This window comes from Halosolutus amylolyticus, assembly GCF_023566055.1.
Classification (GTDB): Archaea; Halobacteriota; Halobacteria; order Halobacteriales; family Natrialbaceae; genus Halosolutus; species Halosolutus amylolyticus.
The window spans coordinates 450,549-465,800 of record NZ_JALIQP010000001.1 but is presented as its reverse complement, the minus strand read 5'-3'; the positions used below and the strand labels follow the sequence as shown (position 1 = coordinate 465,800).

13 protein-coding genes and 1 pseudogene are annotated in these 15,252 nt (G+C 67.1%); 10 read left to right on the top strand and 4 right to left on the bottom strand.

Annotated features, from left to right (window positions below; translation table 11 throughout):
- From MUN73_RS02245 to MUN73_RS02235, 3 genes and pseudogenes are all read left to right on the top strand, one after another.
- Entirely contained in the window at positions 1-381 is a 381-nt protein-coding gene (locus MUN73_RS02245; protein ID WP_250138821.1) for a hypothetical protein, read from the top strand.
- A 94-nt stretch (positions 382-475) separates the two neighbouring features.
- A pseudogene (locus tag MUN73_RS02240) lies at positions 476-992 on the top strand (acyl-CoA thioesterase).
- Between the two features lie 61 nt (positions 993-1,053).
- Complete coding sequence (locus MUN73_RS02235; protein ID WP_250138820.1) at positions 1,054-1,509, top strand: RidA family protein; 456 nt, start codon at positions 1,054-1,056, stop codon at positions 1,507-1,509.
- A 3-nt stretch (positions 1,510-1,512) separates the two neighbouring features.
- On the opposite strand, the gene MUN73_RS02230 is transcribed toward MUN73_RS02235, so the two are convergent.
- Positions 1,513-2,604, bottom strand: a complete 1,092-nt coding sequence (locus MUN73_RS02230; protein WP_250138819.1) for a methyltransferase domain-containing protein — start codon at positions 2,602-2,604, stop codon at positions 1,513-1,515.
- 202 nt (positions 2,605-2,806) lie between these two features.
- On the opposite strand from MUN73_RS02230, the gene MUN73_RS02225 reads away from it, so the two are divergent.
- Both MUN73_RS02225 and MUN73_RS02220 read left to right on the top strand, forming a co-directional pair.
- Positions 2,807-3,367, top strand: a complete 561-nt coding sequence (locus MUN73_RS02225; protein WP_006671604.1) for a TATA-box-binding protein — start codon at positions 2,807-2,809, stop codon at positions 3,365-3,367.
- A gap of 376 nt (positions 3,368-3,743) precedes the next feature.
- Positions 3,744-4,163 carry a DUF7344 domain-containing protein gene (locus MUN73_RS02220; RefSeq protein WP_250138818.1) on the top strand — a complete coding sequence of 140 codons (420 nt, stop codon included), beginning with the start codon at positions 3,744-3,746 and terminating at the stop codon, positions 4,161-4,163.
- A 76-nt stretch (positions 4,164-4,239) separates the two neighbouring features.
- Here MUN73_RS02220 and hisG read toward each other — a convergent pair whose 3' ends face one another.
- Entirely contained in the window at positions 4,240-5,094 is an 855-nt protein-coding gene (gene hisG, locus MUN73_RS02215) for an ATP phosphoribosyltransferase (protein ID WP_250138817.1), read from the bottom strand.
- A 347-nt stretch (positions 5,095-5,441) separates the two neighbouring features.
- Between hisG and MUN73_RS02210 the strand changes: the two genes are divergently transcribed.
- Positions 5,442-8,135: a heavy metal translocating P-type ATPase gene (locus MUN73_RS02210; RefSeq protein WP_250138816.1), complete on the top strand. Its 2,694-nt coding sequence runs from the start codon at positions 5,442-5,444 to the stop codon at positions 8,133-8,135.
- A gap of 35 nt (positions 8,136-8,170) precedes the next feature.
- On the opposite strand, the gene MUN73_RS02205 is transcribed toward MUN73_RS02210, so the two are convergent.
- Positions 8,171-9,157, bottom strand: a complete 987-nt coding sequence (locus MUN73_RS02205) for a stage II sporulation protein M (RefSeq protein WP_250138815.1) — start codon at positions 9,155-9,157, stop codon at positions 8,171-8,173.
- Between the two features lie 350 nt (positions 9,158-9,507).
- On the opposite strand from MUN73_RS02205, the gene MUN73_RS02200 reads away from it, so the two are divergent.
- From MUN73_RS02200 to MUN73_RS02185, 4 genes are all read left to right on the top strand, one after another.
- Positions 9,508-10,287: a 2-keto-4-pentenoate hydratase gene (locus MUN73_RS02200; protein ID WP_250138814.1), complete on the top strand. Its 780-nt coding sequence runs from the start codon at positions 9,508-9,510 to the stop codon at positions 10,285-10,287.
- A 136-nt stretch (positions 10,288-10,423) separates the two neighbouring features.
- Positions 10,424-11,722, top strand: coding sequence for an amidohydrolase (locus MUN73_RS02195; RefSeq protein WP_250138813.1), 1,299 nt, complete (start codon positions 10,424-10,426; stop codon positions 11,720-11,722).
- A 188-nt stretch (positions 11,723-11,910) separates the two neighbouring features.
- On the top strand, positions 11,911-12,627 hold the full coding sequence (locus MUN73_RS02190) for a hypothetical protein (RefSeq protein WP_250138812.1): 717 nt from the start codon (positions 11,911-11,913) through the stop codon (positions 12,625-12,627).
- Between the two features lie 296 nt (positions 12,628-12,923).
- Positions 12,924-14,207 carry an adenosylhomocysteinase gene (locus MUN73_RS02185; RefSeq protein WP_250138811.1) on the top strand — a complete coding sequence of 428 codons (1,284 nt, stop codon included), beginning with the start codon at positions 12,924-12,926 and terminating at the stop codon, positions 14,205-14,207.
- A gap of 88 nt (positions 14,208-14,295) precedes the next feature.
- Here the strand turns inward: MUN73_RS02185 and MUN73_RS02180 are convergent, their stop codons facing one another.
- The gene (locus MUN73_RS02180; RefSeq protein WP_250138810.1) at positions 14,296-15,168 is read right to left on the bottom strand and encodes a PAS domain S-box protein; all 873 of its coding nucleotides are present in this window, start codon (positions 15,166-15,168) and stop codon (positions 14,296-14,298) included.
- Positions 15,169-15,252 lie beyond the last annotated feature (84 nt).

The window sequence follows — 15,252 nt, the reverse complement described above, 5'->3', positions numbered from 1 at the left end:
GTGATCGCAGCCGTCGCCGAACGGCGTGCTGGGGCTCTCGGCTGGAGCGATCGGATCTGGGCGACGCTTGCGATACAGCCACTTCTCGTGCTCGCGATCGGCGGTCCTCCCGTTCTCGAACGGATCGGCTACCTGCCGCTCGCGATCGGCTCGCTCGTGATCGCGCTCCTCGCGAGTGAGTTCCTGCTCCGTCGACTCGGCCCGATCGTGATCGATCCGCTCTGGCGCGGCGCGATCGCCGCACTGGTGATCGGCGTGGTCGCGATTGTCGGCCTCCGAACTATCGGCGCTGCCAGTGACGGTATCGTCTGGCTCGTCGGAATCGGCGCGAGTCTGGCTGGTGCGGGAATCGCCGGTCGGGCCACGTCCCGCCGCCACTGACCCGACCAGTGACGGCCATCGGTCGATCGTCGCCGCTCTTGAGCCTGATCCGGACCGACGCTAGCTACTCCTTCCTGCAGGACCACGTGGCTGTATGCCGACAGTCCTGGAGACGCACATCCGGAATCGATTCCGCGTCCAGCCGAACCACTACCTTCGAACGTAAGTCGTTGAACGAATTCGCCCGAGATTCGGGCGAATTCGTGTAAACCGTTACGTTCGGAGGTAATGCGAACAATAACGACACGCTCCACGGCGGGAACCTCATGAAGTGGCTCGACGAGGTGAGCGCCATGTCGGCGATGCGCTTCGCCGGCGAGACCTGCGTCACCGCCCGGGTGAACGAACTCGACTTCGAGCGACCGATTCGGATCGGCGACACGGCGCTCGTCGAGGCATACGTCTACGATGCGGGGCGATCGAGCGTCGACGTCGCCCTGCGGGCCTGGCGCGAGGAGCCCCGGACGGGCGAGACCGAGAAGACGACCGCATCCTCGTTCACGTTCGTCGCGATCGACGGGGACGGGAAGCCGGTTCCGGTGCCCGAACTCACCGTCGAGAGCGAAGAGGGGAGGCGGTTGCAGGAACGAGCGAGCGAGTCCGAGGACTGACCCCGGTATCGTTCCGACCCCGATGCGAAATTACCTCAGGCGAACTGACAATAATGCCGAGGTGAAAAAGACCGCTCTCCTCCCTGGGATGTGGGGAACGATCGACTCCGACGAGATCGGCGAGCCGCAAATGTCCTACGCCGTCGCGACCGAACGCGAGGGGTATCGTCGCGTCGTCTTCTCGGGCCTCACGGTATCCGAGGGGGACCTTCGAGAACAGACCCGAAGGATCCTCGAAGACCTCGAAGAGGCGCTCGACATTCTCGGCGGTGGCATGAACCACGTGGTCGAGTCGCGCTGGTACGTCCTCGACGAGGTCCTCTCGCGGGAGAGTCAAACAGCGCTCCACGAGGTTCGCGCGGAGTTCTTCGAGCGCCCCCACTACCCGGCGAGCACGATGATCGGCGTGTCGTCGCTTCTCGGCGACGGACTACTCGAAATCGAACTGGTGGCGGAGATTCCTGACGACGAGTGGGAGGTCGAGGCGATCGAGCGCGAGGACGTCGAGGACGACTGATGCCTACGCGAGCACCAGCACGTACCGCGTCAGCGATCGGTGCACCCGGCGTTCGAACGCCGCCTCGAGTTCCCACCCGGCCGCTCTCGCTTCCCCGGCCCACGATCGATCGGCCACGACGACCGCGCGATCGGCGACGCGGCGGGTCTCGGACAGCGCTCCCGCCACGAGGTCCTCGAGGCGGTGGGTCGCGATCTTCGACTGGCGGCCGTAGGGGGCGTCGAAGACGACGCCGTCGACGGAATCGTCGACGAGCGGGAGGCGGGTCGCGTCGCCGCGGGCGATCTGCCACGTCCCCCGGTCGACGCCGATCGGCGACGGCTCGTCGCGATCGAGGTAGTGGGCCAGGTTCTCGCTGGCCCCGCCGACCATCTTCCGCTGGGCGTCGGTACCGATCACGTCCGCGCCGACGAGGCCGGCCTCGACGAGCACCCCGCCCGTGCCGCACATCGGATCGAGGATCGTCGCGCCGGGACGGGCACCCGCGACGTTGGTGACCGCCCGCGCGAGAAGCGGGTCCATGCTGCCGGGCTGGAAGAACGGTTTGTCGGTAGGCGCGCGGGTGCCGAAGTCGCGGACGCTCTCGGACGCGAGCCAGCCCAGCGCACAGACCGAGACGCGCTCGCCGATCGGTTCGTCGCCGTCGGCGGGCGTCAGGAGGTCGCCCGTCTCGTCGGCCGCGTTCGTTCCGGGATCGGCGAGGCGGCCCGCGGAGAACGTCGCGCGTAGCAGGTGGTCGGGGTCGTCCAGGTCGACGCCGAAGCCGCGATCGACCAGCACCTGTCCGAGTTCGCGTTCCGCCCGTTCGGTGCTGACGCCGGTCGAGCCGTGGACGTCCGTCGCGCGCACCGCGACTGTCCCCTCGCGATCGATCGGCGCCGTCTCGAGGAGCGCGCGGGCGCTCTCGAGACTGGCGTCGGTCCGCCCGAGGAGGTCGTTCGCGCGGTGCGTGTAGGCGAGTCCACGGACGCGGGCCGGGTCGATCGCGTTCGCGACGGCCAGTCCGGGGGCGATCCGGCGGACGTCGGCCGCGGCGCTTGCGGCCTCGTGGGCCGCGAAGGCGTCGTCCTCGCCGCCGAGTTCGAGGAGGTACACGTCAGTTCGTCGCCGCGGATCGGGTATGAGCCTACCGCTTTCCCGAAGTTTTCCCGTCACCGATACTGGAGACTGGCCGTCTCAGTCGGTGTGTCGGGTTAATTTCGCTGTACCCGTACAGGCCGACCGGACGTATAAACCGGATATATCAGGTGGCGGTACTAACCTTTATAAACCTTAAATACGTCTTTTTAAGCGACTTATGACGGACCCGAAGGACACCATAAACATCGAAAACGTGGTGGCGTCGACCGGTATCGGACAGGAACTGGACCTCCAGAGCGTTGCGATGGACCTCGAGGGGGCCGACTACGATCCCGAGCAGTTCCCCGGGCTGGTCTACCGTACCCAGAACCCCAAATCCGCCGCGCTGATCTTCCGATCGGGGAAGATCGTCTGTACCGGTGCCAAGAGCACCGACGACGTGCACGAGAGTCTGCGGATCGTCTTCGACAAACTCCGCGAACTCCAGATCCAGGTCAACGAGGATCCCGAAATCGTCGTCCAGAACATCGTCACCTCGGCCGACCTGGGCCGGAATCTCAACCTGAACGCGATCGCGATCGGTCTCGGACTGGAGAACATCGAGTACGAACCCGAGCAGTTCCCCGGCCTGGTCTATCGCCTCGACGAACCCGAAGTAGTGGCCCTGCTCTTTGGCTCCGGGAAACTCGTCATTACCGGCGGGAAGAAGCCCGAAGACGCCGAGCACGCCGTCGACAAGATCGTCTCGCGGCTCGAGGACCTCGGCCTGCTCGAGTAACGAAGCGTCGCTTCGTTCGGTCGCGACGGGCCCGAACCGACGCCACCAGCGCTGTCGCCCGCGCTCGCGGTGGGTCCGGTTCCGTCGATCGGTCGGCGACTCGATCGGCCCGGACTGCCGTCCGAACCGTTCGCCCCGATTGACCGGCAGAAACGGTTTTCGGCGTGTGTTTTTCGCGTCCGCTCGACGCCAGCGTCTCGAATCGAGTCCCAACGCCGGTCGCAGCTGCGTCCGCTGTATCCGACTTCCCGTCGATCCGCCCGGATTCTGGTGTGTTTAGATCCGTTTAATCCGGCGATAATGGTCGAAACTGGCCGTGATCGTCGAAACGAGCGACCCCGTTTATCCGGTCGAAAACGATGAGTCTCACCTGCCCATGACGATCCACTCCGACGGAGCCCACCCCGGTTCGAACCGGCCGATTTCCAGCAGTACCGGCCCGGTTCGCCGCCGATCGCTCTCGCAGGACGACCTTCGGCGCGTCCTGGACAGCGACCGACGGCGCGCGATCGTCCGGTGCGTGCACACTGCGGACGTGCCGATCACAGTCCAGCGGCTGGTCGCGTGTCTCGCCGACGCCGAGTACGACGCGACGGCCGTGACGACGCTCCACGAACTCCGCCAGCGCGTCCACGTCTCGCTTCACCGGACACACCTGCCGGCGCTCGAGTCCCGCGGGATCGTAACGTACGATCGGAACGAGGGCGTCGTCTCGTCGGGTGCGAACTTCGCGGCGGTCGAGTCGATCCTCGACGGCGAGGCCCTCCTCGAACACCCCGCGGCCCGGACGGAGTAGTCGTCCCGGTTCCGGTGTCGCCGCGATCGGGTGCGATCGATCGATCAGGCCACGTCCCGAACGCGGCGGACGCGTCTCACTCGACCAGGCGTTCGATCTCGGTCACGAGAATGTCGCTCGCTCCCGCTTTCTTGACCTCGGTGATCGTCTCGAAGACGTCGCGTTCGTCCACGACGGCGTGGACCGCCAGCTTCTCCTCGCCGCCGTTGGCGATGTCCATGATCGTCGGTCCGCCGAGGCCGGGGATGACCGCGCGCACCTCGTCGAGTCGGTCCTCGGGGACGTTCATCATCAGGTACCGCTTGCCCTCGGCGTGTTTGACCGACGAGAGTGCGGTCCGGACCTCCTGAACTTTCGGGTCCTCGAGGACGTCCTCGCGGGCGAAGAGGCGGACCGAACTCTGGAGGACCTCCTCGACGACGGCCAGCCGGTTCATCTTCAGCGTCGTCCCCGTGCTCGTGATGTCGACGATCGCGTCGGCCATCTCGACGTGGGGTGTCAGCTCCGTCGCGCCGGAGACCTCGACGATGTCGGGCTCGACGCCGGTATCGGCGAAGAAGTCGCGGGTGATGTTCGGGAACTCGGTGGCGACGGTCTTGCCCGCCAGGTCCTCGACAGCGCGGATGTCGCCGTCCTCGGGTGCGGCGAGGACGAGTCGACAGCGGCCAAAGTCGAGGTCGAGCAGTTCCGCGACGTCGTCGACGCGAGCCTCCTGGACCTGGTCGTAGCCGGTGATACCCATCTCGGCTGCGCCGTCGGCGACGTACTCGGGGATGTCTGCCGCGCGGGCGAACAGCACCGAGACGTCGGGATCGACGGTGTCGGCGTAGAGTTTCCGATCGGCACCGTTCTCGAGGTGGAGCCCCGCCCGCTCTAGCAGGTCGATCGTCGGCTCGTGCAGGCGGCCCTTGTTGGGAACGGCGATTCGCATTTGCCGGGTGTTCGGCGTCAGCGGGGAACTGTCTTTTCATCCGGGCGAGATTCCACGGGGTTCGGTCCCAGCGTCGCCCGCGAGCGCCGCCCGATCGATTCCACCGGTGCTCGGGAACCGGTTTGGATCGTGAACGAAACTCCCCCTGCCAGTTTCGAATAGCAAGACCGAACGCGGCACGATACCGCCGATCGATCGCGGCAAAACCCGGTTCGAGAGCCGGCGACCATCGTTCGCGGACGTGGAGCTCCGGAAGGGTAGACTTTTATTTCTAAGACGTTCCGACCTCGTGACTTCACTTTCCAAGTCACAATCCGCTTGAACGTGTAGCCCGTACCCCTCCACACATGAACACCAGACAAGCACACCTCGAGATCACGGGAATGTCCTGTTCGACGTGTTCGGGGAGCGTCGAGGAGGCCGTGGCGGCTCTCGAGGGCGTCGAGTCGGTGAACGCGAACTACGCGACCGACGAAGGGACTGTCGAGTACGACCCCGACGCGGTCTCGCTGGCCGAGATCTACGACGCGATCGAGTCGGCCGGCTACGAGGCCGCGGCGGCGGCGGAGACGATCACCGTGATGGGGATGTCGTGTGCGACCTGTTCGGAGTCGGTGAGCGAGTCCGTCGAGGCTCTGCCCGGGGTGCTTCGGGCGGACGTGAACTTTGCGTCGGACGAGGCCCGGGTCGAGTACAATCCCGCCGACGTCTCGCTGTCAGAGATCCACGACGCGATCGAGTCGGCCGGCTACGAACCGGTTCGCGACGAAGACGAGGAGAGCGGGGAGAGCGGGCGCGAGCGCGCCGTCGAGAAGGAACTGCGCCGGCAGCGTCGACTGGTGATCGGTGGCGGTCTGCTGACGCTCCCGTTCGTGCCGATCATGCTCGCGATGTTCGGCCTCGTGGACCTGCCCCATGCCGTGTTCGGGATCGATCTCGGCTGGATCGAGTTCGTCCTCGCGACGGTCCTGATGGCCACGCTCGGCAGGGAGTTCCTCGTCGGTGCCTACCGCGCGTTTTCCCACAACCGGCGGGCGAACATGGATACGCTGGTCGCCATGGGGTCGTCGGCGGGCTACGTCTACAGTACGGCCGCACTCGTCGGCCTCGTCGGGAGCGCCGGCCTCTACTTCGAGGCCGTCGCCTTCATCCTCTGGTTCATCACGCTGGGGAACTGGCTCGAGGTCCGATCGAAGGCCCGCGCGGGTAGCGCCCTGCGCGAACTCCTGGAGATGGAGGCCGACGAAGCGACTGTCGTCGAGTGGGAGACCCCGGAGGGGTCTCGAACGGACGGCGAAGCCGTCCGTGGCGAGGAGAAGCAGGTCCCTCTCGAAGACGTCGAACCGGGCGACGTGATGAAAGTCCGGCCGGGCGAGAAGATCCCGACCGACGGCGTCGTCGTGGACGGCCAGAGCGCGGTCGACGAGTCCATGCTCACCGGCGAGTCCGTCCCGGTCGAGAAGGGCGAGGGCGACGAGGTCGTCGGCTCGACGATCAACGAGAACGGCGTCCTCCTCGTGGAGGCGACGAAGGTCGGCTCCGAGACCGCCATTCAGCAGATCGTCGATCGGGTCAAGGAGGCCCAGTCGCGCCAGCCGGAGATCCAGCGGCTGGTCGACAAAGTGAGCGCGTACTTCGTCCCCGCGGTGATCGTCAACGCCATCTTCTGGTCGATCCTGTGGTTCCTCTTCCCCGAGACGCTGTACGGCGTCTCCTCGGCGCTCGGGGGCTGGATCCCGCTGCTCGACCCCGTCCAGGGCGGCCCCGCGGTCGCCACGGTCGGCGGTACTGGCGTCCCGCTGCTGGAATTCTCGGTGATCGTGCTCGCCTCCGCCCTGCTGATCGCCTGTCCCTGTGCGCTCGGGCTGGCGACGCCGGCCGCGACGATGGTCGGTTCGACGCTCGCCGCGACCAACGGCGTCCTGTTCAAGGGCGGCGACGTGCTGGAGCAGGTCCGCGGCATCGACACGATCGTCTTCGACAAGACAGGGACGCTGACCCACGGCGAAATGACGCTGACGGACGTCGTAACGTTCGACTCCCGGGCAGTCGCTGACGGCGGTGAGCAATCCGACGGTGGCGACGGCGAGCCGGCACCGGACGGTGGCATCCTCGCCGGGCGCGAGGAGCCGCTGGAGTCGTTCCTCCTCGGCGCGGCGGCGACGGCCGAGTCGGGCTCAGAACACCCGATCGCGGAGGCGATCGTCGACGGGGCCGCCGAACGCGGCATCGAGATCGGCGACGTCAGCGAGTTCGAGAACGTCCCCGGGCACGGCATCCGCGCGGAGACCGATCGCGGGACCGTCCTGATCGGCCGCCGGAAGCTGCTGGAGGACGCAGGGATCGACACCGGACCGGCGGAGGAGGCCCTGACGCGACTCGAGAGCGACGGGAAGACGGCGATGCCGGTCGCCGTGGACGGCGACCTGCTGGGCGCGCTCGCGGTGGCCGACGAGGTCCGCCAGAGCGCGAAAGAGACGGTCGCGGCGCTGCGCGAACGCGGCACCGAGGTCGTGATGCTCACCGGCGACAACGAACGCACCGCGAAGGCGGTCGCCGAACAGGTGGGGATCGACCCCGACAACGTCCGCGCGGAAGTGTTGCCCGAGGACAAGGCCGACCACGTCGAGACCCTGCAGGAAGACGGCGCTCGAGCCATGATGGTCGGCGACGGCGTCAACGACGCGCCCGCGCTCACGGCCGCCCAGGTCGGCGTCGCGATCGGCTCCGGGACCGACGTCGCGATCGAGAGCGCCGACGTGACCCTGATGCGCGACGACCCCGCGGACGTGCTGAAGGCGATCCGCATCTCCGAGGCGACGCTCTCGAAGGTGCGCCAGAATCTGTTCTGGGCCTTCGTCTACAACACGACGTTGCTCCCGATCGCCTCGCTCGGACTCCTGAACCCCGCGCTCGCGGGGCTGGCGATGGCCACCTCGAGCGTGAGCGTGATGACGAACAGTCTCGCGTTCGCGAAGTACGATCCCCACGAGGAGTACCGACCCGCGGTCCTGCGACCGTTCGATCGATTCCGCCGGTAACTCCCTTCTTCATTCATTTTCCGCTCGTTGGAGCGCTACCCGGCCTGCTCGGGGAAGAACAGTTCCGCGATCGGGACCGTCAGGTAGGCCTCGACGAACGCCGCGAGCACGAGCAGGAGCCAGCCGAAGACGACGAGCGCCCCGGTCCGGACGAGGTAGGCCCGCGTGAACAGCGCATCACGCGTACCGGCGATTCGCTGGCCGGCGCGGTGGAGGAGCCGAAAGCCCACGCCGGCGGCGACGAACAGCGCCGGCAACTCGAAGATTCCGTGGGGGACGATCAGCGCGATGATGGGACCGATGCCGGTCTCCAGCCCGATCGCGACCACCAGGTTTCCGATGAGGACGCCGTTGAACAGCATGATGACCGCGGTCACGAACCCGAGCGTGAGCGCGCCGCCGATCGCGGCCAGGAACGGCGGCGTGTTGTTGGTGATGAAGAACGTCGCCGAGAGTTCGATCCCGCCGGCGAGTTCCTCCTCGTCGAACTCCTCCAGCAGCATCTCGAGCAGCAGTTCCGTCAGATCGACCCCGGCCGCGACGAGGAGAGCGCCGACGATTGCCCCGAACCCGAACAGGCCCGTCGCGAACCAGACGTACGGCCGGTGTTCGGCCCACCCGTCGGCGAGTACCCCGACGGCGTCGGTGACGGTCGTCCGGGAAACCGCGGCGATCGCCGCGAAGCCGACCCCGAGGGCGGTCGCTCCGAGCGCGGGCATCGCGGCGCCGTGAATCGCGACGATGGCGACGGCTGTGAGCGCCGAGACGAGCGCGAGGGCGGCCGTGATGACCGTCCAGTTGCGGATCGCGTTCGGTCCGCGATCCGGTCCCGGACTGGTCGCGTCCGATCCCGCTCCTGGCTCCGGTTCTGCGGGCGTGTCGATCGGGATCGACTCGGTCCCGTCTCCGGACTCGGCGGCCGATCGATCGTCGCGGCCCTTCGGCCGTTCCGTCCGCGTCTCGGCTCCGGACTCGAACGGTCGTCGGCTCTCGTCCTCGAGTTCGTTTCCGCGATCGCTCATGGCTGATTTATCGTTCAGCCTGGGGATAGGTCTACCGCCCGTCGATCGGTTCTATAGTAGCCGCTGATACGGACTGCTGTAGTCAATTACCGCCGATCACCGACCCCGTTCTGGTGATCGACGGTAACTAGTTACAGCAATCCGTATGAATCGATTTACGCACTGATCGCAAAGCCGTCCTGCGATCAGACACATTGACTTTCAGTGGCTACTATCGCCCGCTCTCGCGGGACGTCACGGAGTCGTCCGCGAATGGCCCGTAGCTCGGTGCGCCGAACGTGACGACCTATGCGGGTGCGACGGGCCGATCGCGTGCCCACCTTTATAGACGGGTGTGCGAGAGTGACAGTATGTCACTCGACGTGGAGACCCGTGCGGACATCGCGGGTGACCTGTTCGAGGCGTACCGGTCCGGGACCCCTCTCGGCTCCCTTCGCGGGTCCCACGACCTGACGCTCGCGGACGGGTACGCGATACAGCGACGCGTGACCGATCGCCGCCAGCCCGAGGAGGGGCCCCCGATCGGGTACAAGGTCGGCTGTACGTCCCCGGGCGTCCAGGAGGAACTCGGCATCGACGAACCCATCTTCGGACGCGTCCCGGCCGAAACCGTCCGATCGGGCGGCCCACTCGACGTCGACGGGCTGATCGATCCGCGAGTCGAACCGGAAATCGCGTTCGTTCTCGGCGAGGACCTCGACGGGACGGCGACGCCGATCGACGTCCTCGCGGCGACGAGGATGATCGTTCCCGTCATCGAGGTGGTCGACTGTCGCATCGACGAGTGGGACGTCCGGGCGCCCGAGGCCGTCGCCGACAACGCGCTCGCCGGTCGACTGGTCGTCGGCGATTGCCCAACCGATCCGACCGAGATCGACCTCGCGTTCGAGGGAGTGCACGTGCTGAAAAACGGCACCCTGGAGGCGACGGGGATCGGAGCGGACGTCCTCGGGACCCCCGTTGCGGCAGTCCGCTGGCTCGCGGGGATGCTCGCGGACCGGGACGCCCACCTGGCCGAGGGTGACCTCGTCTCGACGGGTTCGGTGACGCCGATGGTCCCGTTCGAACCGGGGGACGTGATCGAGGTCCGGTTCGGCACGATCGGATCGGTATCGATCCACGCGACGTAAGCGGCGGCCGTTCGAGCGTCGCCGGACGACTTCCTTTGCGGACGACGCATCGAGTCTCCACCGACGCCGAACGAGGCCTCCTCGCCGACGTCGATGGATCGATACTATAAGGAATTCCGGTGAGAACGCAGCGGTAATGACGACGCTGGCAATCACTGGTGGAACGGTACTGCTACCCGACGCGACGGTGACGCGTGCGGACGTGCTGGTCGATCGGTCGGCCGGCGAGATCCTCGAGATCGGCGACGACCTCGGGGCCGACGCCGACGAGACGCTCGACGCGACGGAGTCGCTCGTGACGCCCGGGTTCGTCAACGGCCACTGTCACGTCGCGATGACGCTCCTGCGTGGCTACGCGGACGACAAGGCGCTCGACGCCTGGCTCCGGGAGGACATCTGGCCCGTCGAGGCCGAGTTGACGGCCGACTCGGTCCGGGCCGGCACCGAACTCGGCGTCCTCGAGATGATCAAATCGGGGACGACCGCGTTCGCGGACATGTACTTCTTCGTCCCGACGATCGCCGACGTCGTCGACGAGGCGGGTCTGCGCGCCCGACTCGGTCACGGCGTGATCTCCGTCGCCAAGGACGAGGACGAGGCGCGCGAAGACGCTCGCGAGGGCCTCGCCGTCGCCGAGGAGATCGACGGGATGGCCGACGGCCGGATCTCGTCGGCATTTATGCCCCACTCGCTGACGACGGTCGACGGGCAGTACCTCTCGGAGTTCGTCTCTGAGGCCCGCGAACTCGGCGTCCCGCTCCACTACCACGCCAACGAGACCGAAGACGAGGTGACGCCGATCGTCGAGGAACACGGGGTACGGCCGCTGGCCTACGCCGCCGAGAAGGGGATGCTCGAACCGGAGGATTTCATCGCCCACGGCGTCCACGTAGACGAGAGCGAGATCGGCCTGCTCGCCGAGGCGGGAACGAGCGTGATCCACTGTCCCGCCTCGAACATGAAACTGGCCAGCGGGATGGCACCGGTCGAACGCATGCGCGAGGCCGGCGTGACCGTCGGCCTCGGAACGGACGGTGCGGCCTCGAACAACGACCTCTCGATGTTAGACGAGGCCCGCGACGCGGCCATGCTCGGCAAACTCGCCGCCGACGACGCCAGCGCCGTCCCCGCGGAGGCCGTCGTCGACATGCTCACCGGCGCGACGGCCGACGCGATCGGCCTCGAGTCGGGCCGTCTCGAGGCCGGTGCGCCCGCCGACCTCGCGGTGATCGACCTCGAGAAACCGCACCTGACGCCCGCCCACGACCTCGTGAGTCACCTTGCCTACGCGGCCGCGGCCGCGGACGTCCGTCACACCGTCTGTGACGGCCGGGTGCTCATGCGCGATCGCGAGGTCCTGACCCTCGACGAAGCGGCGGTTCGCGATCGGGCCCGCGAGGAAGCCGCGGCGCTGGTGGACCGGGCCGAGTCCTGAGTCGGCCGATTAGCCGACCTCGGTGAACGAAATCTAAACGCTCTAAATTCTCTATAAACGTTATAAACTATTCTCAGGGAGTTTCGACGACCCGCAAACTTCCCGAACTGCCGACGGGGTTTATTCACGGCTCCCTGAATGTCCCGATCGTGATGAACAGGCTATCCGCAGCAACACTGGCGACCGTTATGATCCTGTCACTGATCGCGTTGCCGGGCATGGCCGCCGCGAGTGCGGCCGCCGACGAACCCGCGGTGTCGATTACGCAGGTCGACGGCGACGACGTCGACGACGGGAACGAGACCGACGACGGCGACGACGTCGAAGACGGAAACGAGACGGACGACGGTGACGATGTCGAAGACGGAAACGAGACGGACGACGGCGACGACGTCGAAGACGGAAACGAGACGGACGACGGCGACGACGTCGAAGACGGAAACGAGACGGACGACGGTGACGACGCCGACGACGGAAACGAGACGGACGACGGTGACGACGCCGACGACGGAAACGAGACGGACGACGGTGACGAGACCGAAACCGACGAGGGCGAGAGCTTCGGTGACCTCGTCTCGCAGTTCGTCGAAGATACCAAGAACGAGAGCGACGAGAACGGCTCGATCGGCTTCGCAGTCGCGAGCTTCGTCGTCGAACACAACCCGGGTAACGCGCCCGACCACGCGGGCCCACCGGGGCACGCGGGTCCGCCGAGTGACGACACGCAGGGGCCACCGGCCCACGCGGGCGGGCCTGACGATGGTGACGATCGTAACGCCGGCGGGCCGCCGGAACACGCCGGCAACTCGGACGATGGCGACGATGAAGACAGCGACGATGACGACGAGGCGTCCGGGAGCAACGGCGGCGGTGGCGGTCCGCCGTCGCACGCGGGCGGACAGTAACTGACTGCCACCCAGCTACCGATCACGCAGCCAGGCGATCGACAGCGGTCGACGGCACGTATCTCCCACCCACCACCACTGAGGCACCCCCATTCGAACGGCCGTCGCCGTTCTCGAACAGTATCGCGGCACTCGCGATCGATCGGCGATCGAACGCGGGTGCCGCGTCACGGTCGAACCGATTTTTCTGCGAGAGGCGCGATCGACGCCGAGCGACTGCTGTCGATCGCCCGTGAGCGCGGATCGAGCGGGTCCGCTTCGGTAGCGTTTTGGCCCCGCTCCCACTCAGTCGACCCATGAGCGAGTATCCCCCGATCACCGAGCAACTCGACGATTCCGAGTCCGCTCGAGAAGCGGGACGCCGAAAGATGGACTGGGCCGCCCAGCACATGCCGATTCTCGAGTCCGTTCGCGAGGAGTTCGTCGCGAACCAGCCTTTCGCGGGCGAACGCATCGCGATGGCGATGCACGTCGAGGCCAAGACCGCGATCCTCGTCGAGACGCTCGCGGAAGGTGGCGCCGAAGTGGCCGTCACGGGCTGTAATCCGCTCTCGACCCACGACGACGTGAGCGCGGCGCTGGACGCTCACGAGTCGATTACCAGCTACGCGAAACGCGGCGTCGACGACGAGGAGTACTACGCCGCGATCGAGGCCGTCATCGCCCACGAGCCGACGATCACCGTCGACGACGGGATGGACCTCGTCGCCGCGATCCACGAGGACTACCCCGAACTGATCGACGGGATCATCGGCGGGGCCGAGGAGACGACCACCGGCGTCCACCGACTGCGCGCGATGGACGCGGACGGGGCGCTTGACTATCCCGTCTTCGCGGTCAACGACACGCCCATGAAGCGGCTGTTCGACAACGTCCACGGCACCGGCGAGTCCTCGCTGGCCTCGATCGCGATGACCACGAACCTCTCGTGGGCCGGCAAGAACGTCGTCGTCGCGGGCTACGGCTACTGCGGCAAGGGCGTCGCGAAGAAGGCCGCGGGCCAGAACGCGAACGTCATCGTCACCGAGGTCGAGCCCCGTCGCGCGCTCGAGGCCCACATGGAGGGCTACGACGTGATGCCGATGGCCGAAGCGGCCGAGGTGGGCGACGTCTTCCTGACGACGACGGGCAACCGGGACGTCATCGTCGAGGAGGACTTCGAGAAGATGGACGACGGCGTCCTGCTCGCCAACGCCGGCCACTTCGACATCGAGATCGACCTCGACGCGCTCGACGACCTGGCGGTCGATCGCTACGAGGCCCGCGACGGCGTCGAGGCCTACGAGATGGAAGACGGCCGACGGCTGAACGTGATCGCCGAGGGCCGCCTCGTCAACCTCGCCGCCCCCATCTCGCTGGGCCACCCCGTCGAGGTCATGGACCAGAGTTTCGGCGTGCAGGCCGCCTGCGTCCGCGAACTCGTCGAGAACGGCGACGCGTACGCGGCTGGCGTCCACGACGTCCCGGACGAACTCGATCGGGAGATCGCCGAGATCAAACTCGAGGCCGAGGGCGTCGACTTCGATTCGCTGACGGACACCCAGCGCGACTACATGGATAGCTGGGACCACGGGACGTAGCGCCGCTCGATCCGCGGGCCGTCGTTTCGCTCGACCGATACACTGGCGGCTCCCTTTCTCGTCGCGCCGATCTCGAGCGGCCGGTCCGTCAGGTCGAATCGTCGGCGGTGCCGGAACCGTCGGCACTGCGAGAGCCGCCGGAACTGCCGGACTCGGACCGACCGGGTTCCGGGACGTCCGGGTTCGATCCGGGTCCGCGACTCGTCTCGTGGACGCCGATCACGAAACTACCGTCATCGAGGCCGGTAACGCCGGTTCTCGCGGTGAACGCCGTTCCGTTCGCCCGCTCGCCGACGCAGCCGCCGGTCCACCGCCAGCCGTCCTCGATCGTCGGCAGGACCTCCCGTTCGAGCCGATCGACCTCGTCGTCCGCGTACACCGTCTGCCAGTCGGCCCCGACGAGCGACTCGGGGCTGTACCCGTACTGCGTCGCGAACGACTGGTTGACGTACTCGAAGGTTCCGTCGGGGCCGACGATCGCGGTCCCGTCGTGGACGGTTTCGACGGCGGCGATGCCCCGGCGCAACAACCGCACGAGCTGTCGATGCTCGACGAGGCGGCGAACCCGCCGTTCCAGCACCGGCACGGGGTCGTCGTCAGCGTCTCGCCGGACGACTTCTACCCACGGGTCCGAGCGGAGTCCCGGGACGACGTCGTCCGGCTGTGCGCCGGTGACGAGGAGGACCGGCAACTCGCGATCGTGCTCGCGAACCGTCTCGTAGAGGGAGACGCCGGTCGTCGAGCCGGACGCGGCGTGGCCGACGACACAGTCGATCGCCTCGAGTCCATCGAGACCGCCGCTCGCGTCCTGTCCGGTTCGAACCTCGACCACGTCACTGCTGGCCAGGCTCGTTCGAACCGGCTGGTCGTCGTCCGACGTGCCACCGGCGTAGTGGACGGTGATCGACGTCAGGGACGGTGCTCGATCGGGGATCGTCGAGTTCCAGTCGGGGTGTTCCATGTGTCGGTGCTGTGTTCGTCGGGGTGGGTTCCGCGGTGGGTGCCGACGATGGCGACCCCTGGCCTCGTCGGCTGGCTGCGTTCT